Annotated in this window: 17 protein-coding genes and 2 other annotated features; of the genes, 14 read left to right on the top strand and 3 right to left on the bottom strand. The window is 37.9% G+C overall.

What is annotated here, in order from left to right; all coding sequences use genetic code 11:
- Nucleotides 1–379 precede the first annotated feature (379 nt).
- Nucleotides 380–1,843: a sodium/proline symporter PutP gene (gene putP, locus BR72_RS15340; RefSeq protein ID WP_035434316.1), complete on the bottom strand. Its 1,464-nt coding sequence runs from the start codon at nt 1,841–1,843 to the stop codon at nt 380–382.
- 303 nt (nt 1,844–2,146) lie between these two features.
- Nucleotides 2,147–2,385 (top strand) — a binding site (T-box leader).
- A gap of 42 nt (nt 2,386–2,427) precedes the next feature.
- Nucleotides 2,428–2,663 (top strand) — a binding site (T-box leader).
- Between the two features lie 52 nt (nt 2,664–2,715).
- Here putP and trpE point away from each other — a divergent pair.
- From trpE to trpA, 7 genes are read left to right on the top strand one after another with little or no spacing between them, the layout of a single operon-like run.
- Nucleotides 2,716–4,134, top strand: coding sequence for an anthranilate synthase component I (gene trpE, locus BR72_RS15330; protein WP_035434314.1), 1,419 nt, complete (start codon nt 2,716–2,718; stop codon nt 4,132–4,134).
- Complete coding sequence (locus BR72_RS15325; protein WP_035434312.1) at nt 4,131–4,718, top strand: anthranilate synthase component II; 588 nt, start codon at nt 4,131–4,133, stop codon at nt 4,716–4,718. The genes trpE and BR72_RS15325 overlap by 4 nt, the downstream gene beginning before the upstream one ends.
- Nucleotides 4,715–5,740 carry an anthranilate phosphoribosyltransferase gene (gene trpD / locus BR72_RS15320; protein ID WP_035434311.1) on the top strand — a complete coding sequence of 342 codons (1,026 nt, stop codon included), beginning with the start codon at nt 4,715–4,717 and terminating at the stop codon, nt 5,738–5,740. The genes BR72_RS15325 and trpD overlap by 4 nt, the downstream gene beginning before the upstream one ends.
- Nucleotides 5,741–6,502 (top strand): indole-3-glycerol phosphate synthase TrpC, encoded by a 762-nt coding sequence (trpC, locus tag BR72_RS15315; protein ID WP_035434309.1) that lies wholly within the window; start codon nt 5,741–5,743, stop codon nt 6,500–6,502.
- Nucleotides 6,499–7,101, top strand: coding sequence for a phosphoribosylanthranilate isomerase (locus BR72_RS15310; RefSeq protein WP_035434307.1), 603 nt, complete (start codon nt 6,499–6,501; stop codon nt 7,099–7,101). The genes trpC and BR72_RS15310 overlap by 4 nt, the downstream gene beginning before the upstream one ends.
- Before the next feature lie 2 nt (nt 7,102–7,103).
- On the top strand, nt 7,104–8,297 hold the full coding sequence (gene trpB / locus BR72_RS15305) for a tryptophan synthase subunit beta (protein ID WP_035434305.1): 1,194 nt from the start codon (nt 7,104–7,106) through the stop codon (nt 8,295–8,297).
- A 3-nt stretch (nt 8,298–8,300) separates the two neighbouring features.
- Nucleotides 8,301–9,053, top strand: a complete 753-nt coding sequence (gene trpA, locus BR72_RS15300) for a tryptophan synthase subunit alpha (RefSeq protein WP_035434318.1) — start codon at nt 8,301–8,303, stop codon at nt 9,051–9,053.
- Between the two features lie 189 nt (nt 9,054–9,242).
- Here trpA and BR72_RS15295 read toward each other — a convergent pair whose 3' ends face one another.
- The gene (locus tag BR72_RS15295) at nt 9,243–9,800 is read right to left on the bottom strand and encodes a DUF4240 domain-containing protein (protein WP_035434303.1); all 558 of its coding nucleotides are present in this window, start codon (nt 9,798–9,800) and stop codon (nt 9,243–9,245) included.
- Between the two features lie 244 nt (nt 9,801–10,044).
- Here BR72_RS15295 and BR72_RS15290 point away from each other — a divergent pair, with 244 nt between their 5' ends.
- The 3 genes from BR72_RS15290 (at nt 10,045) to BR72_RS15280 (ending at nt 13,494) form a co-directional block, all read left to right on the top strand.
- Nucleotides 10,045–11,541 carry an L-lactate permease gene (locus BR72_RS15290; RefSeq protein ID WP_035434301.1) on the top strand — a complete coding sequence of 499 codons (1,497 nt, stop codon included), beginning with the start codon at nt 10,045–10,047 and terminating at the stop codon, nt 11,539–11,541.
- Between the two features lie 84 nt (nt 11,542–11,625).
- Nucleotides 11,626–12,129 (top strand): GNAT family N-acetyltransferase, encoded by a 504-nt coding sequence (locus BR72_RS15285; protein ID WP_051957333.1) that lies wholly within the window; start codon nt 11,626–11,628, stop codon nt 12,127–12,129.
- Nucleotides 12,130–12,159: 30 nt separating this feature from the next.
- Nucleotides 12,160–13,494, top strand: a complete 1,335-nt coding sequence (locus BR72_RS15280; protein ID WP_035434298.1) for an FAD-dependent oxidoreductase — start codon at nt 12,160–12,162, stop codon at nt 13,492–13,494.
- Between the two features lie 34 nt (nt 13,495–13,528).
- On the opposite strand, the gene BR72_RS15275 is transcribed toward BR72_RS15280, so the two are convergent.
- Nucleotides 13,529–14,188, bottom strand: coding sequence for a suppressor of fused domain protein (locus BR72_RS15275; protein ID WP_035434296.1), 660 nt, complete (start codon nt 14,186–14,188; stop codon nt 13,529–13,531).
- A 411-nt stretch (nt 14,189–14,599) separates the two neighbouring features.
- Here BR72_RS15275 and BR72_RS15270 point away from each other — a divergent pair, with 411 nt between their 5' ends.
- The 4 genes from BR72_RS15270 to BR72_RS15260 all read left to right on the top strand — a co-directional run bounded on the left by BR72_RS15270 (nt 14,600) and on the right by BR72_RS15260 (nt 19,094).
- A complete protein-coding gene (locus BR72_RS15270) occupies nt 14,600–15,712 on the top strand; it encodes a WD40 repeat domain-containing protein (protein ID WP_035434294.1) in 1,113 nt (370 codons plus the stop codon).
- A 624-nt stretch (nt 15,713–16,336) separates the two neighbouring features.
- Complete coding sequence (locus BR72_RS26450) at nt 16,337–16,513, top strand: hypothetical protein (protein ID WP_156107953.1); 177 nt, start codon at nt 16,337–16,339, stop codon at nt 16,511–16,513.
- Between the two features lie 723 nt (nt 16,514–17,236).
- A complete protein-coding gene (locus BR72_RS15265; protein ID WP_035434293.1) occupies nt 17,237–17,845 on the top strand; it encodes an ArsR/SmtB family transcription factor in 609 nt (202 codons plus the stop codon).
- The gene (locus tag BR72_RS15260; protein ID WP_035434291.1) at nt 17,838–19,094 is read left to right on the top strand and encodes an MFS transporter; all 1,257 of its coding nucleotides are present in this window, start codon (nt 17,838–17,840) and stop codon (nt 19,092–19,094) included. Before BR72_RS15265 ends, BR72_RS15260 begins: the two co-directional genes overlap by 8 nt.
- Nucleotides 19,095–19,380: the final 286 nt, after the last annotated feature.

Raw genomic sequence — 19,380 nt, 5'->3', positions numbered from 1 at the left:
TTAAAACGAATTATGACATTATTAAAAGGGAAACAGTAACAAAAGTATAGAGAGAAAGGCGACCTTTCGTTCAAAACTGAACGAAAGGTCGCCTTTTTTGTTTTACATATGTTTTATGAGATGAAAAACGGAAGTTTTTCAGTGGCCTCGCCCCTGACAGAGAGGCGCTTTTTGCCTCGTCCGAGGGGGCGAAACGACCGGAGATTCTAGCCGCTGGAGCTGGACAATGTTTTCGCTGAATTTTGAGGTGGGAGAGAGCATCTGACCGTGCAGAGAGGCGGTCACTGTTAGCGGTGATTTGCATGTTGAAAAATCAAAATGGATGAATAAAAAAACAATGCCTGCTTCTATTGTACAGAAGCAGGCATTGTTTTTTTATTTAAGAAGCTACTTTTTCAAACTCTTCAAATTCTTTTTGAACATTTTTTGATGGCTTTGTTAGTAGGCTTACAATAATAATAGCGAGTAAACTCGCAGCAAAACCAGGAATCATTTCATATAGCATATCTTTTAAAAACTTAAATTGTGTCCACGTAATAACGGTTGTTGCACCAGCAAGCATACCAGCAAGGGCGCCCCATTTCGTCATTCGTTTCCAGTACAAGCTTAATAAAATAACTGGTCCAAATGAAGAACCGAATCCTGCCCAAGCGTAACCAACAAGCGCTAAAATTGTGTCATTTTGTTTAAAAGCAAGGCTGCTTGCTATTAGAGCGATGAACAGAACGGCCATACGTCCTACAAAAACAAGTTCGCGGTCCGTTGCCGAGCGGCGGAAAAATGTTCTGTATAAATCTTCAGTTACAGCACTTGATGTAACAAGAAGCTGTGAAGAAATTGTACTCATAATTGCCGCTAAAATGGCAGCTAATAAAAACCCAGTAATGAACGGGTGGAATAAAATATTTCCAAGCTCAAGGAAAATTGTTTCTGGATCTGCTAATTTCATTCCCTTGTCAGCATAATAGGCAATTCCAATGAGTCCAGTAAACATTGCGCCGACAATGGAGAAGATCATCCAGCTCATGCCGATGCGGCGAGCGCTTTTTAATTCTTTTACAGATGAAATGGCCATAAATCGTACGATAATATGAGGTTGTCCAACATAACCAAGACCCCAAGCAAATAAAGAAATAATGCCGAGTACAGAAGTACCTTTAAAGATATTTAATAAGTTTGGGTCAATAGATTTAATTGTATGAAATGCTGGTCCAAGACCATTTACGTGCATAATCGTTACAACTGGAACTAAAACGAGTGCAACGACCATAATAATTCCTTGTACGAAGTCTGTCCAACTTACAGCTAAGAAACCGCCAAATAATGTATAAGCTACGACAACGGCACCAACGATGAAAAGTCCTAAATGATAGTCCATTCCAAATGTATTACGAAATAGAACAGCACCTGAAACTAATCCCGAAGCTACATAAAATGTAAAGAAAATCATAATAACAAGTCCGGAAACAAGGCGTAGCATATGAGATTTATCATGGAAGCGATGTTCTAAAAATTCTGGAATTGTAATTGAGTTGTTTGCAAGTTCAGAGTAGGTACGTAAGCGAGGAGCGACGTATAGCCAGTTTGCATAAGCGCCGAGTGTTAAGCCGATCGCAATCCAACTGCTGCTTAGACCTGTTGCAAACATCGCACCGGGTAACCCCATTAACAGCCATCCGCTCATATCAGCAGCGCCTGCACTTAGTGCTGTTACTGCGGGGCCTAATGTACGCCCGCCAAGCATATAGTCTGTTAAATTTGATGTTCGTTTGTAGGCGATATAGCCAATCACTAACATCCCGATCATATAGATCGAAATAGAAATTAAAATCTGTGTGTTCATATTAGTCCCCTTTCCAAGTAGTATCTTTTGATGCATTACATATTATAATCTAACATGATTATGTGTAAAAATCTATCCTCTAAATATGAATTTTCAGAAATGTAAGCGTATTTAGAAGATATATTATTTTACTAATATAAAGTTTTTTGTTGATGTATAGATATTTTTATAGAGTATTTATTATTTTTACATAAAAATGAGTTATTTTGTCAATATAATATTCAATATGTACATAAAAAATATTTTTTTTGAAAGTATTGACTTCTAAAAAAAGAAAAGCATATAATGATTTCAAATTTAAAAATGCAAGCGTTGATGAAGAAGAGTACATATTATGGACATGTCAGAGAGCTGATGGTTGGTGCGAATCAGTATGAAAGTAATATGGAATGGGCTTCGGAGCTTCCAGACCGAAACGAAAGAAGTAGGCTTTGGCGAAAAGATCTCATCGTTACAAGAGACACGTATTGTATTTCGATACGGAAAAGTGCGTTACTTTTGTAACGAATTAAGGTGGCACCACGGGAGTACCCGTCCTTTTTATAGGATGAGTACTCCCTTTTTGTATAGAAAAAAATGAATAGGATAAATCGATGAGTAAGAAGAGTACGTATATTGGAGACGTTTCAGAGAGCCGGGGATAGGTGAGAGCCCGGTGCGGTGCCATATGCGGAATGGGCTTACGAGAGGTATGCTGAACTGTAAGTAGGCAGGCCCGGGTTCCGCCGTTACAAGGATAGGATATAAGATTGTATCTGAAAAAGCGGGATGCTTTGCATCCAACAAGAGGTGGTACCGCGGTATATTTATCGTCCTCTGCATATTTCCATATGCAGAGGACTTTTTTATTTTTAGACAAAGAGGTGACAGTGATGATAACGAAAGACCAATTTATCATACAAAAACAGCAAGGGAAAACCTTTCTTATGATTCAAGAAGAAGAGGGAGATAGCGTGACACCGATTGCGCTCTATCGCCGGATGAAAGGTGAGAAAACATTTCTACTTGAAAGCTCGCAGCTTCATCAAGATAAAGGGCGTTATTCCTATTTAGGATGTGATCCTTATGGAGAAATAAAAAGTACCGGTAGTAGAGTAGAAATTACGATAAATGGTGTGCTAGAAAAGGTAAACGGAAATGTATTAAAGGTGTTAGAAAGTTTTCTTACACTCGGGAAAGTTGAGAGCCCGTTTCCATTTTGCGGAGGAGCGGTTGGCTATATTGGGTATGACGTCATTCGGCAATATGAAGATATTGGAGAGATGCTTGCTGATCCTTTAAATATTCCAGAAGTGCATGTCCTACTGCATCGCATGTTCGTTGTATACGATCATGTAAGGCAAAAGCTATCATTTGTGTATGTCTATCGCAGCGGCGATACAGATTCGTATGAAGAAGTTTATGAACAGCTGCAAACATATAAACAAAAATTGCTGCAGGAATCAGAAGGACAGATAGGAGAGCCTGGTGCTTCCTTATCATTTACATCTTCTGTAACGGAAGAAAGGTTTTACAAAATGGTTGAGCAGGCAAAGGAATATATTCGAGCAGGGGATATCTTTCAAGTTGTGTTATCACAGCGGTTGCAAAGTGATTTTACAGGAAATCCATTTGCGTTATATCGCCGTCTTCGCACAGCAAATCCATCTCCTTATATGTTTTATATTGATTTTCAAGATTACATCGTACTTGGTTCTTCACCGGAAAGCTTACTTTCTGTACGAGATGAAAAGGTGATGACAAATCCAATCGCCGGAACAAGGCCGCGCGGAAATACAAAAGAAGAGGATGAAAAAATAGCGAAAGAACTACTTGTAAATGAAAAGGAACGGGCGGAGCATATGATGCTTGTTGATTTAGGAAGAAATGATATTGGCCGGGTGAGTGAGATCGGTTCCGTTCAATTAGATAAATATATGAAAATCGAGAAGTATTCGCATGTTATGCATATTGTATCTGAAGTTTACGGAACATTGCGAAAACAGATGAATTGTTTTGATGCGTTAGCACATTGCTTACCTGCAGGCACTGTATCAGGAGCCCCTAAAATTAGAGCAATGGAAATTATAAACGAATTAGAAACAGAAAAACGAAATGTGTACGCCGGAGCAGTTGGGTATATTTCATTTTCTGGGAATATGGATATGGCACTGGCGATACGAACGATGGTTGTAAAAGACGAGAAAGCGTATGTACAGGCGGGGGCTGGCGTTGTTTATGATTCGAGTCCTGCGGCCGAATATGAAGAAACACTAAATAAAGCAAAAGCACTTTTGGAGGTAATGAAATGATTGTCTTAATTGATAACTATGATTCGTTCACATATAACTTGTATCAATTGTTAGGCCATCACACAGAACAAATTGTTGTCGTGCGTAACGATGAAGTGACAATTGAGGAACTAGCAAATATGAAGCCAAAGGCAATTATTCTTTCACCAGGACCTGGAAGGCCGGAAGATGCCGGGATTTGTGTGAATGTAATTGGGCATTTTTATAAAACAGTTCCGATTCTCGGAATTTGTCTAGGGCATCAAGCGATTGTTACTGCTTTTGGCGGAGAAGTTGTGCGAGCAGAAAAAATCAAACATGGGAAAACATCACTTGTAAAACATAATGGCACATCGATATTTTCATATATAAAACAACCAATGACAGCGATGCGTTATCATTCGCTCGTAGCAAAGCAGCACAATCTTCCGGGTTGTTTTGAAGTATTAGCGACAGCGATGGATGACGGAGAAATTATGGCAATTCGCCATCATTACTATCCGCTTATCGGATTACAGTTTCATCCGGAATCAATCGCAACTGAAGAAGGCGATACATTAATACAGGCGTTTTTATCGAATATGAAAGAGGAGGAGAGAGTATGAATGGCCATCTTCGAAAATTAATAGAGAGGCAAGACTTAACAGAACATGAAATGTATGAAGCAGGTATTAGCTTATTAAGCGAAGATATTTTAGAAAGTGAAATTGCAGCCTTTTTAGCATTGTTAAAGGCAAAGGGTGAAACGGCAGATGAAATATATGGCCTTGTGTGCGCTCTTCGTGAAAAAGCATTGCCATTTTCGAATCATATTATAGGGGCGATGGACAATTGCGGAACAGGAGGAGACGGAGCGCAAACATTTAATGTGAGTACAACATCAGCTTTCGTACTCGCCGGTGCAGGTGTAAAGGTTGCGAAACATGGAAACCGCGCCGTTTCTAGTAAAACAGGAAGTGCCGATTTATTAGAAGAACTCGGTGTAAATATTGCATGTTCGGCAAAGCAAATTGATTATTTGCTAGCGAACGTCGGGATTGCTTTTCTATTTGCGCCAGCGATGCATCCAGCACTGCGCCTTGTTATGAAAGTAAGAAAAGAATTAAACGTTCCAACAATTTTTAACTTAATCGGGCCACTTACTAACCCAATCGACTTAGAAACACAGTTCGTCGGTATCTATAAACGAGAGATGTTACGTCCGGTAGCAGAAGTACTCCAAAAGCTTGGTAGAAAAAGAGCAATTGTTGTAAATGGTAGCGGATTTTTAGATGAAGCATCTTTGCAAGGAGAGAATCACGTCGCAATTTTAAAAGATAACAACATTATTGAAATGAGTATTTCTCCAAAAGAGTATGGATTTTCATATGTGAAAAACGAATCGATTCGAGGCGGAGATGCAAAGGAAAATGCCAATATTACATTACATGTGCTGCGCGGAGAAGATAGCGTATACCGTGATACAGTGTTATTCAATGCAGGGCTTGCGCTGTTTGCAAATGGAAAGGCAAGGACAATTGAAGAGGGCATTCGCTTAGCGGCTCATAGCATTGATTCAGGAAAGGCGCTAGAGAAATTACAGTTATTAATTGCTGAAAGTAAAAAAAAGCTAGAGAGGGTGAACTAAATGGAAACAATTTTAACGAAAATTATTGAGCAAAAAAAGAAAGAAGTAGAAGTGCTTTACGAAACGTGTGTCCTAGTAAAGAAAAAACGTACATCATATTCTCTCGTAGAAGCACTAGGGCAATTTACTTTCATTGCAGAAATAAAACGCGCTTCACCGTCTAAAGGGGATATTAACTTACACGTTGATGTTGCGAAACAAGCGGAGCTCTATGAAACAAATGGTGCCGGAGCAATCTCTGTTTTAACAGATAGTCAATTTTTTAAGGGCTCTTTTCGCGATTTAGAAACGGTAAGAAATCGTGTGAATGTACCGCTTTTATGTAAAGATTTTATGATTGATCGAATCCAAATTGACCGGGCATATGATGCGGGAGCCAATCTCATTTTACTAATTGTTGCGGCACTAACAAAAGAACAATTATTTGAGTTATATGCGTATGTGAAAGAGCTCGGCCTAGAAGCGATTGTCGAGATTCATAATGAAGAGGAGCTCGAAATAGCGTTAGAGTTAAATCCAGATATTATCGGAGTAAACAATCGAAATTTGAAAACATTCGAAGTGGATTTAAGAACGACAGAACAGCTCGGGAAACGGTTAAATGAACAAAACGTCCTTTGGATTAGCGAGAGTGGTATTCATACGAAAGAGGATATAATTCGTGTTAAGAGGGCCGGGGCAAAAGGAATTCTTGTCGGAGAAGCGTTCATGACAGCGCCGTCTGTCGAAGACTTTTTTCAAGTGCTGCAGGTGACGAAATGAAAGTAAAGATTTGCGGGATTACCGACAAAGAAACTGCAAAAATTGCTTGTGAATACGGGGCCGATGCCATTGGATTTGTATTTGCGAAAAGTAAGCGGCAAATTACGCCAGACGGGGCAAAACAAATTATAGAGGAACTCCCGGAGAATGTAATGAAAGTTGGCGTTTTTGTAGATGAGTCAATTGAAGTGATTGAGAACATTGCAGAGCATTGTCGTTTAACGCATGTACAACTGCATGGAGAGGAAGAAAACTATCACATTAGAAGATTGAATATTCCGTCTATAAAGGCGGTCGGTGTAAGCTTATGTGAAGATATAGAACGAGCAAAAGAATATGAAACTGATTTTATATTATTCGATAGTCCGAAAGAACAGTTTCATGGCGGAAATGGAAAAACATTTTCATGGGAGTTATTGCAGTCAAATCCAGTTGGAAAAAAATGCATATTAGCCGGTGGATTACATCTTGAGAATATTACAGAAGCGATTGAAATGGTTCAGCCGTATATGGTTGACGTGAGCAGCGGTGTAGAAACAAATGGCAAAAAAGATATCGAGAAAATAAAACAATTTATAACAAAAGCGAAGGAGTGTTAACTATGCAATATGTATATCCAAATGAAAAAGGTCATTACGGTATATACGGAGGGCGTTATGTTCCAGAAACGTTAATGCAGTCTGTTTTAGAGTTAGAGGAAGCGTATAAAGAGGCAATGCAAGATGAATCATTTCAAAAGCAATTACAACATTATTTACAAACGTATGTCGGCAGAGAAACACCGCTTTATTTTGCAGAAAACCTGACGAAATATTGCGGCGGAGCAAAAATGTATTTAAAGCGTGAAGATTTAAACCATACAGGAGCTCACAAAATTAACAACACAATTGGTCAAGCACTTCTTGCGGTGCGAATGGGCAAGAAGAAAGTTGTCGCAGAAACAGGGGCTGGGCAGCACGGAGTCGCAACAGCAACTGTATGTGCCTTACTAGGCTTAGAATGCGTCATTTTCATGGGAGAAGAGGATGTGCGTCGTCAAAAGTTAAATGTCTTTCGAATGGAGTTGCTCGGCGCAAAAGTAGAAAGCGTGGCAGCAGGAAGCGGAACATTAAAAGATGCAGTAAACGAGGCGCTCCGTTACTGGGTTGCACATGTACATGATACGCACTATGTGATGGGGTCTGTTCTTGGACCGCATCCATTCCCGCAAATGGTTCGCGATTTCCAAAGTATAATCGGTAAGGAAACGAAAAAACAATATGCAGCGTTAGAGGGGAAATTACCGGAAGCCGTTGTCGCTTGCATTGGTGGCGGCAGTAATGCGATGGGAATGTTTTATCCATTTGTACAAGATGAAGAAGTTGCACTTTACGGAGTAGAAGCAGCAGGGAAGGGAATCCATACAGAAAAGCATGCCGCAACATTAACGAAAGGAAAGGTCGGCGTCTTGCACGGATCGATGATGTATATTTTGCAAAATGAAGAAGGACAAATTCAAGAAGCACACTCTATTTCAGCAGGACTTGATTACCCGGGAGTTGGTCCAGAACATAGCTTATTAAAAGACATTGGCCGTGTATCGTATCATTCCATTACAGATGAAGAAGCGCTCCATGCCTTTCAGCTATTAACGAAACAAGAAGGGATTATCCCGGCATTAGAAAGTTCACACGCGGTTGCATATGCACTGAAATTAGCACCTACTATGAAAAGCGATGAAGGACTTGTCATTTGTTTATCAGGGCGCGGCGATAAAGATGTTGAAAGTATAAAACGATATATGGAAGAGGTGTAAATGATGGGAGTAGAGAGAATTGATGCAGCGTTTCAAAATGGGAAAAAAGCATTCATCCCGTACGTAATGGGCGGAGATGGCGATTTACAAGAGCAAATTCGTTTTTTAGCCGAAGCCGGGGCAAGTATTATTGAAATTGGCATCCCGTTTTCTGATCCAGTTGCAGACGGACCAACCATTCAAAGAGCAGGAAAACGAGCGTTAGAAAACGGAACGACATTAGAAGGGATTTTTCAAGAACTTGCGGAAGTGAGAAGAGAAGTGCAAATTCCATTTGTACTCATGACCTATTTAAACCCTATTCTAGCATTTGGAAAAGAACGTTTTACCGGGCGCTGCATCGAAGCAGGCGTTGATGGGATTATCGTTCCCGATCTTCCATATGAAGAACAAGATATTATTGCACCGCAGCTTTGCGAGGCAAACATTGCCCTTATTCCGCTTGTAACAGTAACGAGCCCCATAGAACGAATTCAAAAGATTACAAGTCAATCACAAGGATTTGTCTATGCCGTTACAGTAGCGGGCGTAACGGGAGTACGCCGCGACTTTACAGAGGAATTACACACCTACTTAGAAAAGGTGAAAGCACATGTTCAGCTTCCCGTCGTTGCGGGATTCGGTATATCGAAGGCAGAGCAAATAGAAGACATGACCCGAGTATGCGACGGAGTAGTTGTCGGAAGTAAAGTCATTGAGCTGTTAGAGAATGAAAAACGAGATGAAATTCGTGAGCTGATTGCTGCGGTGAAATAGAGGGATTTTGCTAACTCACTTAGGTGCAGATTATGCTGAACGGTGTCGAGGCGTCTTTATATTGTGTCGAAGCGCCGATATATTGTAAAAAGCGCTGATATATCCTAAAAAGCGCCGATATATGAGTGGACATATAAGAAGGAGCTGCTTCCAAAGATATTTACATCTCTTTGGAAGCAGCTCCATATATTAACCTAATGGATTTTCACCAAAACGTTCCCACAGTTTTGGAAAGCGCTCAGCTAATTCGTCCTCATCTTCTTCCCAGTCAAATTTGATGTCTTGTTCAAATGATTCATAACCTTTTTCATCGAGTAACGATGAGAATTTCTCCCATATCTCATTATCCCACTCAGTATCTCCTGTTTCTTTTAAACTAAAAGCTTCAAATCCAGTACTTAACATTTCTTCAAATTCTGGAATAAGCTCTTTCTCTTCATAAAAAGCAGGAATTAAGTTTGCTAGATTTTCAGGATTTTGCAAAGCAGATTCAAATGTTTCTTTTCCACATGAGATGAGCCAACCTCTAAAATAATCAAATGAATCATCAGAGCATCCGCCTAAAATAATATAAGCTGCTGCCCATAAAGAGGAAGTGTAAGATTGCTGTAAAGCAGTTTGGAGATGCATTTCATAGTCTGCGATTTCATCTGCAGATTTTACAGCTAATTGCGCTACTAACCATTCACTTGTTTCGTCTTTCCCATTCATATCTGAAATCAGTTGCCAAAATTGTTCTTGGTTCATTGCTAACACTCCTCTAAAAAATGGTGTTTTTTGTAGTGTAGCACGTTTTGGATCATTCATCAGATAAATAATTGAACAAAAAACTAACATAAAAAGAATTGAATATTCTGTCTTATGTTATATAATATTTTTTAATATGTAAATCGCTGCTATGCACGGCCAGATGCTCTCGCCTTTCAAAAAAGAAAATGGGCTTTATAAACGATCTTTTAAAATTACACCTTACAAGAAACGAGATGATAGTATGACAGTAATGTTAGCTCTTATTCCAATCATAATGATTTTCATTTGTTTATTTGTCTTCAAACAAACATCGCTGAAAGCATCGATAATTTCTTATGTCGTGTGCAGCGGAATTGTTTTACTATCACCGATGTTTCGCTTGCAAATGGGGGAGATTGCCCATGCGACAATAAAGGGTGGTTTAATTTGTTTTATCGTTGGATATGTTTTGTTTTTTGGTATTTTTTTATTTCACCTTATGAATAAAATGGGCTATATCGATCAAGTTGCACGTTTTATGGAACATGTTACACATGACCGTTTACTGCAAATGCTCCTCATGTGTTTTGGAATTTGTCCTCTTATTGAATCGGTAAGTGGGTTTGGAATTGGATTTATGGTGGCTGCACCTATTTTTCTTTCGCTCGGTTACAGGCCGTTTCAAGCTGTTTTGCTTTCCTTTATCGGCTTATTAGCAAGCTCATGGGGAGCAATGGCAACCGGGACGATTATTGGCTCTGGGCTTATCAATATGCCTTTAGAACAACTTGGCTCTGGTACGGCTGTATTAAGTGTGCCAATCTTTGCGTATTTTATCATTCTTTCATTATATATAGTCGGCGGCTTTGCGGCAGTAAAGCAAAAATGGAAAGAAGCGACTGGTTTTTTTCTATTATTTTCTCTCTCCATCTATTTATCTAGTACATATGTAAGTGTTGAATTAGCAGGAATTTTAAGTGCGATTGTAACGATAACATTTGGATTTATCGTCATTAAAATGACGGCAAAACAGCAAAAGGAAGTATATTCGGAACAGGCAGCTGCTAAGCAGCAGGAGGTTTCCATTTTAAAAATAATTAGCCCGTATTTATTTTTAACAGTCTGCATCTTGCTTTCTCGTCTGATTCCGTCGTTTCATAGTGCACTGCAATCATATGCAATTATGAACTTGCCATCTTATTCTTACAAACTTGAATTACTGTATTCACCAGGGTTTTGGCTTGGGGTTACATGTTTATTTACCATCATTTTCTTCCGTATTCCTTCTATTATAATAAAGCAGTCATTATTGCAAACAGTGAAACAATGGATCCCTTTTGCGATTACGACGACAATGTTTATTGCGATTTCAGAACTAATGAGTGCAGCAGGAATGCATACCTTATTAGCGGAATCTGCTGGTCATATCTTTGGAATGATGTTTGTGTTCGTTGCCCCATTTATCGGTGGGATTGGTGGCTTTTTAACGGGAAGTAACGCTGGATCAAATGCGATGTTTATGAGTCTGCAAATGCAAACTGCACAGAACGTAGGGCTTCCGTGGCAGTTTGTGACAACAGTGCAAAATACGAGTTCTTCTTTTGCGACAATTGCGTGTCCATCACGAATTACACTGGGTGCTTATTTATGTAACATTCCATTTCGGGAAAATGAGCTCTTGAAGAAGACGACACTGATGATTTTTGGTGCTGTGTTAATTGTGGTGGTAGAGGTTTTTGTGTGGCATCTTATTGTGTAAAAAAACGCTTCTCTTATAGGAGAAGTGTTTTTGTTTGTAGAAATATATAACTTCATAGATTAAAAAAGAAAGAGTGAGCATGGAATGAGTATAAATTTGCGAGATATTACAAATGAGAATTGGCTAGAGTGTATATTCTTAACGACAAATAAAGAAGATAAACATTTCGTTTGTGAAGAGTTTGTTGCTTCGAATGCATTATCATTAGCCCAGTCGAAAATTCAAAAAGGTTGGATTACAAAGGCAATATACAGCGATGAAACAATCGTTGGCTTTACAATGTATGGATATTGTGAACAATATCATTTTTTTGAAATATGCAGACTTATGATAGATCATAAACATCAAGGAAAAGGGTATGGGAAAACGGCATTATTACAGGTAATCGAAGAGATGAGAAAAGATGCGAATTGTAATGAAATTTTTCTATCTTTTGAACCGAACAATTTCGTTGCAAAACAACTGTATGAAAGCATCGGCTTTGAAGATACAAGCAGAATGGTTGAGGGGGAGTATTTGTATAAGTTACCATTACAAGGGATAAACAGCTCTGTAATGACTGATAATTGCAGAAGAGGGGAATTGTAAACGATAGATAATGACAGAAGGAGTGATACGATGAAATACGTTATTATAGGCGGAGATGCAGCGGGAATGAGTGCAGCCATGCAAATTGTCCGCAATGACCAAGAAGCAAATATAATCACTTTAGAAAAAGGTGAAATCTATTCATATGCGCAGTGCGGTCTTCCTTATGCGATAAGCGGAGTCATTGCTTCTACTGAAAAGCTAATTGCGAGGAGCGTTGATACGTTTCGGAATAAATATCAAATTGATGCGAAAGTGAATCATGAAGTGACACGTGTAGATCCAGCTAGTAAAAAAGTATATGGCATACATACACAAACATCAGAACCATTCGAATTCGAATATGATCGTTTATTGATTGCAACGGGAGTGCGTCCAGTTATGCTGAATTGGAAAGGTAGCGACTTGCAAAGCGTACATCTATTAAAAACGATCCCAGATGCAGAGCGAATTATGGAGACGCTTCAAAATCAAAACGTTGAACATGTTACCATTATTGGCGGCGGGGCAATTGGTATAGAAATGGCGGAAACATTTGTAGAACTAGGGAAAAAAGTACGTATGATTGAACGAAATGATTATGTCGGTACCGTGTTTGATGGAGACATGGCAGCTTATATTCATGAAGAAGCAAAAAAGCATAATATTGAAATTCTGACAAATGAAAATGTGAAATCGTTTCAAGGGAAAGAACAAGTTGAGTTTGTGGAAACAGATAAAGGAATGTATGAAACAGATCTTGTTTTAGTATCAGTGGGAGTGAAACCGAACACTGATTTTCTAGAAGGAACAGAGATCATCAAAAATCCAAAAGGTGCGATCCAAGTTAACGCTTATATGCAAACGAATATAGAAGATATTTATGCGGCAGGAGACTGCGCGACGCAGTACCATATTATAAAAGAAAAACATGATCATATTCCGCTTGGAACAACGGCAAATAAACAAGGAAGAATTGCCGGACTAAACATGGTGAATAAACGAAGAGCGTTTAAAGGAATCGTCGGAACAGCGGTTATGAAATTTATGGACATCACATTAGGACGAACGGGTTTAAATGAAAAAGAAGCAGAGCAATTACAAGTACCGTATGAAATTGTAAAGATAGATTCAACAAACATAGCGGGATATTATCCAAGTAAGAAACCACTTCACTTGAAATTATTGTATCGCAAGGACACAAAGCAATTGTTAGGCGGACAAGTAATTGGTGAGCAGGGCGTAGATAAACGAATAGACGTACTAGCAATGGCACTGTTTCATAAAATGACGATTCATGATTTAGAAGACGTGGATTTAAGTTACTCTCCGCCGTTCAACAGTGTGTGGGATCCGTTGCAGCAAGCAGCGAGAAGGGGAGAATAAGCATCTCTTTTTTCAAGAGATGCTTTATTTCTGATTATAAATAAGATTTTATTCGTTTCATATCTGTAATTAAATACGGATTATCTTTCTTCATATTCTTAACAAGAATTTCTGCTTTTGTGTAGTCCTCTTTCAGCACTTCTAATTCTTGTTGTGTAATTCCGACCAATTGCATAAAGTTCACTCTACCATGAACAGTGTCAATTCCTTCTGCCTCAGTATCAGTTACAACTAGTAAAGCAGTAATAGCAGATTCTACGCCAATATGAAGAGACGTTCCATTTCCTGCCACAAATTGCATTGGCTCAAAGAATCTTTTCTGTGTGCACGTATAGCGAGCAAGATTAGATAGCATATCAATTGCCCACATACAATCTTCATTCGTATCCTCTTTCAGTTTTATAGTCATTTCATAACCCCAGCGGCTCCATTCACTACCAAATGCGTCTACATCTGTGTAAAGCTCCGTCATTCCATACGTTAGTAAATGCTTGTAACCATTTGGAGATTGATAAATACTATAACCATCTAAATATTCGTCTCCACCAAAAAAGGCCCGTTTATGAAATGTTGTCCCATAATGTGCAGGTTCCTGATTCGGATAAAGTTTATCAAAAACTTCATCAATTGCTTCCCATCCTGGTGCCCAATCTTCCTGCTCTGATGCCCGTTTTTTATATTCTTCTAAAATCAATTCGTAATACCTCCTTAATCTTGGTAAGTGCGTGCTATTACAATGATAAAATAATAGAATACTAAGTTCTACTACTCTTCTTTAGCCTTAGGTTATATTTGCTTCTTACCTTATAGGAAAAACGATTCAACCTTGTTGAATGGGTATGGTCTGCTAAGTATTTTGTCTGAGTTGTCCCTTTTGGGAATCCCCTTCTTCAAAAATCTGTTAGGATTTTAGATAGGGGTAGTTCAATATTCAACTAAACTGCATTGTTAGTTAAAGAACGATTATATGTGGATTATAACATATTTTCCCACGAATCTTAGCCGTCCACCTAAAAAGTGCAGATGTTAATAGTAACCTCGAGAAGTGGCAGAGTATTAGACTTGTTCGGAGGTCATTTGCTACATTTAGGAAGAGGTGAAACGAATGCATAGAATGTTGATAGATAGAGCGAGCGGGAAAACTTGGAGTATTCAAAGAAATGATAGCATACTTATCACTTCGACTGGGGGCAGAAAATCTCGGAAGAAGCAGTTTGAGAATGCTGAGCAGGCAGCCAAGCAGATGGAGAAGGAAATTTGGCAGAGATTGAAGAAAGGCATGATCTATCATAATTTGGAGGTATCGGCAGGAGAACCGGTGCTGCAGCTATATTTGGGAAAGGGATATACAGGGTTTCTTCCTTTTGTCCCCATACCTGGAACTAATTCATCGTATGTTGGATATGTTATTGGGCAATTTCAGCGAGAAGAGATTTATTTAATAGACGAATCCGGAGAGAAACAAGTCGTTTTTGAACTTGGAGAAAATCATCTTGTATATGATATGTACTATTGTCCTCATGCGGGTGAATTGGTATTGAATGATTGTCATTCGATAAGAGGATATGAGGTGAAGGGCGGGGAGCTTAAGTCCTATTCAGAACCGCTACATGCTGAATTGACGGTAGGGAATACGCTTTCTTTATCGAGTGATAGAGTGCTTTGGTATAATGATTCCAAGCTTATTGTGTATGATCTTGTAAAGGAAAAGGTTATCTGTCAGATAGCAGTAAATTGCGAGATGTATGGAGGACACAGTACACAGCTATGTGCTGCGCTGTCGCATAGCGGAGATAAGTTCGCTTATTGTACGAATAGTAGGGAAGTAAGAGTATATGATATTGCCTCTAGTCAAGAAGTAGTATTGCCCAAATCTATCCATGCTATGACAACAAGGATAATCTTCTCCCCGGATGATCATCTTTTGTTTACTCAGGAGCAATACGGGTGTTCGGATTTACTTGTATATGATTGGAAGGCTAAGAAGAAATGCGAGGATTGGCAAATAGGTGAGACTAGGAGTTGTGCGATTCATGCGGGAAAAGGACTGATAGCTGCTTATAACAGAGGAGCGGTACGACTGTATGACTTTGTAACAAAACGGCATGCAACTACAATCATGATTGAGCACGTGGTGAAATCTTGCAATATAGCATTCACTGAGGACTATTTGGCTGTTTATACAGATTATGGTTGCTTTAGTCTTTATGCGTTGTAGGGGAGAGACTTCACCTTGCGGAAGGTTTTGCGAGGTGAAGCTACGTGCCAGATTCAGTATCCAGCATAGGATTTGTATGAAAACTAGAATGAATTGCTTACGTTAGAATGCCATTTCATTCGTATGCAACTTATTCAACGATAGGCTGTGATTGTAGGGGAACCGCCAGTATTTTGAAAAACCCCCACGCTAAGCAAAAAATACAATAAGCTGCCCATATGGACAGCTCATTTACATAATTATCGAATTCGGAAGTTAATAAGTCTTTAATTTAGTCTCTATATCTACATAAACAAGAAATCCACCTACTGTTACATTGTCGTTTGATTCGAAGTCAACAAGATATACTTCTTTACGGTCATAGGGTGTTTTTGCCTATCCCCCGAAAAGGGGGATGGGCAAAAACACCCAAAAAGGACTAATTGACTGTAAAAAAGAATAATAAAAAGAAGGTACGTGAAAAGTTTTAAATTTGATGAGAGGTGGAGATTCGTGAAAGTACACGATTGTCCTAATTGTAATACCTATAGTAGAGAATGTATTATTGTCATCCAAAATGCTCCGAACTTTTCGGAAGAGATATTAAAGTGCAGTATTTGTTCCTGGAACGGTAAGTGGTCGGACATGACAGTGCGGGAGGTTATATTGCCAGCGATTCCAGGCGGGATAGAGATCCCTGGTGTCGAACCAATTACTGATTATTATGTACTTCATTCAGATCAAATTAGAATTACTTATACAGGAGGTTGTTGCCCTCATTGTGGTGGAAGTGATCCGTTATGCTGGTGCATGACTTTATAAACGATTATCATGAGCCTCTTACTCGAAGCTGACGATTAGATAGGTGCGGGCGAGAAATTATCCGAAATAATTTAAGCACTATCTAAAAATAAGGTTAATACTGCAATTTTGCGATCCTTATTCTTTTGGAAGTTGGTAAACATTTTTAACATTTTAACACATAGACAACAAATATTTTATTGAACTAACGCATGCTTTATTTAAATAAGAATTCAAAAGGACTGTCTAAATTTTACAGTCCTTTTTGTATCGTTAACATAATAGATTCTCGAAAATAGATTTATACTCCTATTGTATACTCTATTCATATTCAGTTAACATAACGTAATATTATTGGCAGCAAGGAAAAAGGAGAATCCCATTCTCACAAGAGAACCTCCTTTTATTGTTCTATCGATCTATGCATTTTTTTATACATTCCTATCCTGGCGCGGTTTTAGGATTCTCGTTTGTTACTGGATTAGCCGAAAAACTGTATAAAATCTTGCATGCTCTTAGCGTGGATTTTTTCCGAAATGCCGGTGGTACCCCATCACTATCAAGCTAAAAAAACAAAATACCCCCTAAAATGAAAAAAACGCCATCCTTCCTATGATTATAGGAACAGGATAACGTTTTTTTTATTTTTTAGAAAATATTTTATTTATTATTGACAATAGTCAAAAAAAACAGTTATATTTATGTCAATAAAAACTGACTAGTCAGATGAAAGGAACATGTTAAATGGTACAAAAAGATATATTAATTCTAAATGAGTATGAACAATTAAAATCATTAAGTGATCCTTTAAGAGTTCAAATTCTTTCTTTTTTGATTGAAGAACCTCGTTCAGGGCAACAATTGTCACAAATTATTGGTTTGTCTCGTTCGAAAATTCACTATCACTTACGTGATCTAGAAAAGAATGGTTTAGTCCAAATAGTAGAGGAAAATAAGAAAAGAAATATGACTCAAAAACTATACCAAGCGGTTGCTAAAAGTTTTATCCCCTCTAATAATTTATTACCTTTTCATTCGGAGTATGGAGAAAGTCGTAGGTTATTAACCATTGCAACCTTAGAGAGAGCAAAGAGTCATGCTTTAGCAGCTCCTGAAAATGCTTTTTTAACACAATCTGAAAAGCCAGAAGAATGGGCTAGAATATCAAGTCAAATAGAAATTCGCACAACAAAAAAGCGATTTGAAGAATGGGTTGCTAAATATCATAATCTTTTAAAAGAACTCCATGATATTGATGAAATTGAGAATAGTGACGCGGAATGGTTTTATTTAGCCACAGTTGGATTCCAAATAGATGAGCCTTATTTTAAGGAAGGTGATAAAGATGAGTGAACCTGTTTTACAAAAAACTGCAGTCGCGACAAAAGTTAAATCTTTATTCAAACAAAAATCTTTTATATTACTTTGGATTAGTACCATCTTCTCTGGGTTGAGTTTCAGTATGTTTTATTTTGCTGAAGCATGGTACGTTGTTCAGGAGTTAAATTTAGAAGCTTCCTTAGGGATTATTTATATTATTGGAGCAATTCCTCGGATCTTATTTATGTTGTTAGGCGGCGTGTTAGCAGATAGACTAAGTCAATCGAAAATAATGTTTTTTTCAGACTTAACAAAAGCCATATTAATTGGAGGATTAGTTTTATTGTTATTATTTACAGGTGAGATACATCTCTGGACATTAATTATTTTTGCGTTATTTTTTGGTGTTTTGGATGCGTTTTTCTGGCCTGCATCTAGTTCTATTACTCCCGTTATTGTTCCAAAAGAATTTCTAACAAGAGCGAATTCAATTATTCAGACTACAAGTCAATCTACTTCAATTTTGGGTCCAATGATAAGTGGATTTATAATTGTTGGATTTGATTATACAGGGATTTTTAGTTTGATTACAATCCTGCTGATTTTAGGTAGTTGCTTTATATTTTTTATTAAAGTTAATAAACAAGTTGTTAATACTCAAGAAAATAAGCATCATTTGCTTATAAGTTTAAAAGAGGGAATTAGCTATGTTAAGAAGGCACCAATATTAATGGCTTTCATTTTAAAAACATTATTTTTGAATCTTTTTTTCGTAGGTCCATTAACTATAGGATTACCGATTTTTGTTAAAAATATATTGGAAGGAGAAACAATAGACTATAGTTTTATAATGTCGTTTTTAGCTATCGGGATGGTACTAGGCTCGATTATCCTTGGTATTATAAATCTCAAAAGAAAGAGAGGAATTCTTAGCCTAACATCACAAATGTTTGTAGGACTTTGTTTCTTGATATTAAGTTTTAGTAATGAACTATGGCAAAGTGTTGTTATTGTTGTTTTTTTGGGGATATCAATGACAATTTCTAATATATGTGCTGTTTCTGTTGTGCAAAATGAAGCTGAACCAGAAATGATTGGGAGAGTAATGAGTATTCAAACAGTCTCTTCCATGGGATTAACACCCATTTCCTATGGATTGACTTCATTAAGTCTTTCGCTTGGGATAAATATAAAATTTATTATTATGGTTGGTGCCTTATCTTTAATAGCATTTACCTTATTTATATACTTTAAAATTCCAGCTTTACGGACCGTCGACTAAATCATCAATTATAAAATATCTTTAGGAAATGAATACACTACTGAATATCTAAATCACTAGGGTGTAATTGACTATAGAGATACAAAATTTCGTTTAGGGGGCATTATAAAATATTAGCTTGATAGCGATGGGGTAGCACCACATCGCTATCAGGATTTGCATGGTAGAAAACGAAATATATCATTGGTTCGGTTTTTTATTGGGTTCATTTTGTACATAGCCTAATTTCTTCTTGTCAGTAGATTCCAATATTATGTATAATAGTAACGTATTACCAATAAACGGT

Source organism: Bacillus sp. UNC322MFChir4.1 (assembly GCF_000746135.1).
In the GTDB taxonomy this organism is placed as follows: domain Bacteria; phylum Bacillota; class Bacilli; order Bacillales; family Bacillaceae_G; genus Bacillus_A.
The sequence above is the reverse complement of the archived record's forward strand: the minus strand, read 5'-3'. Positions and strand labels throughout refer to the sequence as shown.

Coding starts and splice junctions, on each gene's coding strand:
- putP (WP_035434316.1), bottom strand. CDS start 1,843: ATGAACACACAGATTTTAATTTCTATTTCGATCTATATGATCGGGATG.
- trpE (WP_035434314.1), top strand. CDS start 2,716: ATGATAACGAAAGACCAATTTATCATACAAAAACAGCAAGGGAAAACC.
- BR72_RS15325 (WP_035434312.1), top strand. CDS start 4,131: ATGATTGTCTTAATTGATAACTATGATTCGTTCACATATAACTTGTAT.
- trpD (WP_035434311.1), top strand. CDS start 4,715: ATGAATGGCCATCTTCGAAAATTAATAGAGAGGCAAGACTTAACAGAA.
- trpC (WP_035434309.1), top strand. CDS start 5,741: ATGGAAACAATTTTAACGAAAATTATTGAGCAAAAAAAGAAAGAAGTA.
- BR72_RS15310 (WP_035434307.1), top strand. CDS start 6,499: ATGAAAGTAAAGATTTGCGGGATTACCGACAAAGAAACTGCAAAAATT.
- trpB (WP_035434305.1), top strand. CDS start 7,104: ATGCAATATGTATATCCAAATGAAAAAGGTCATTACGGTATATACGGA.
- trpA (WP_035434318.1), top strand. CDS start 8,301: ATGGGAGTAGAGAGAATTGATGCAGCGTTTCAAAATGGGAAAAAAGCA.
- BR72_RS15295 (WP_035434303.1), bottom strand. CDS start 9,800: ATGAACCAAGAACAATTTTGGCAACTGATTTCAGATATGAATGGGAAA.
- BR72_RS15290 (WP_035434301.1), top strand. CDS start 10,045: ATGACAGTAATGTTAGCTCTTATTCCAATCATAATGATTTTCATTTGT.
- BR72_RS15285 (WP_051957333.1), top strand. CDS start 11,626: ATGAGTATAAATTTGCGAGATATTACAAATGAGAATTGGCTAGAGTGT.
- BR72_RS15280 (WP_035434298.1), top strand. CDS start 12,160: ATGAAATACGTTATTATAGGCGGAGATGCAGCGGGAATGAGTGCAGCC.
- BR72_RS15270 (WP_035434294.1), top strand. CDS start 14,600: ATGCATAGAATGTTGATAGATAGAGCGAGCGGGAAAACTTGGAGTATT.
- BR72_RS26450 (WP_156107953.1), top strand. CDS start 16,337: ATGACAGTGCGGGAGGTTATATTGCCAGCGATTCCAGGCGGGATAGAG.
- BR72_RS15265 (WP_035434293.1), top strand. CDS start 17,237: ATGGTACAAAAAGATATATTAATTCTAAATGAGTATGAACAATTAAAA.
- BR72_RS15260 (WP_035434291.1), top strand. CDS start 17,838: ATGAGTGAACCTGTTTTACAAAAAACTGCAGTCGCGACAAAAGTTAAA.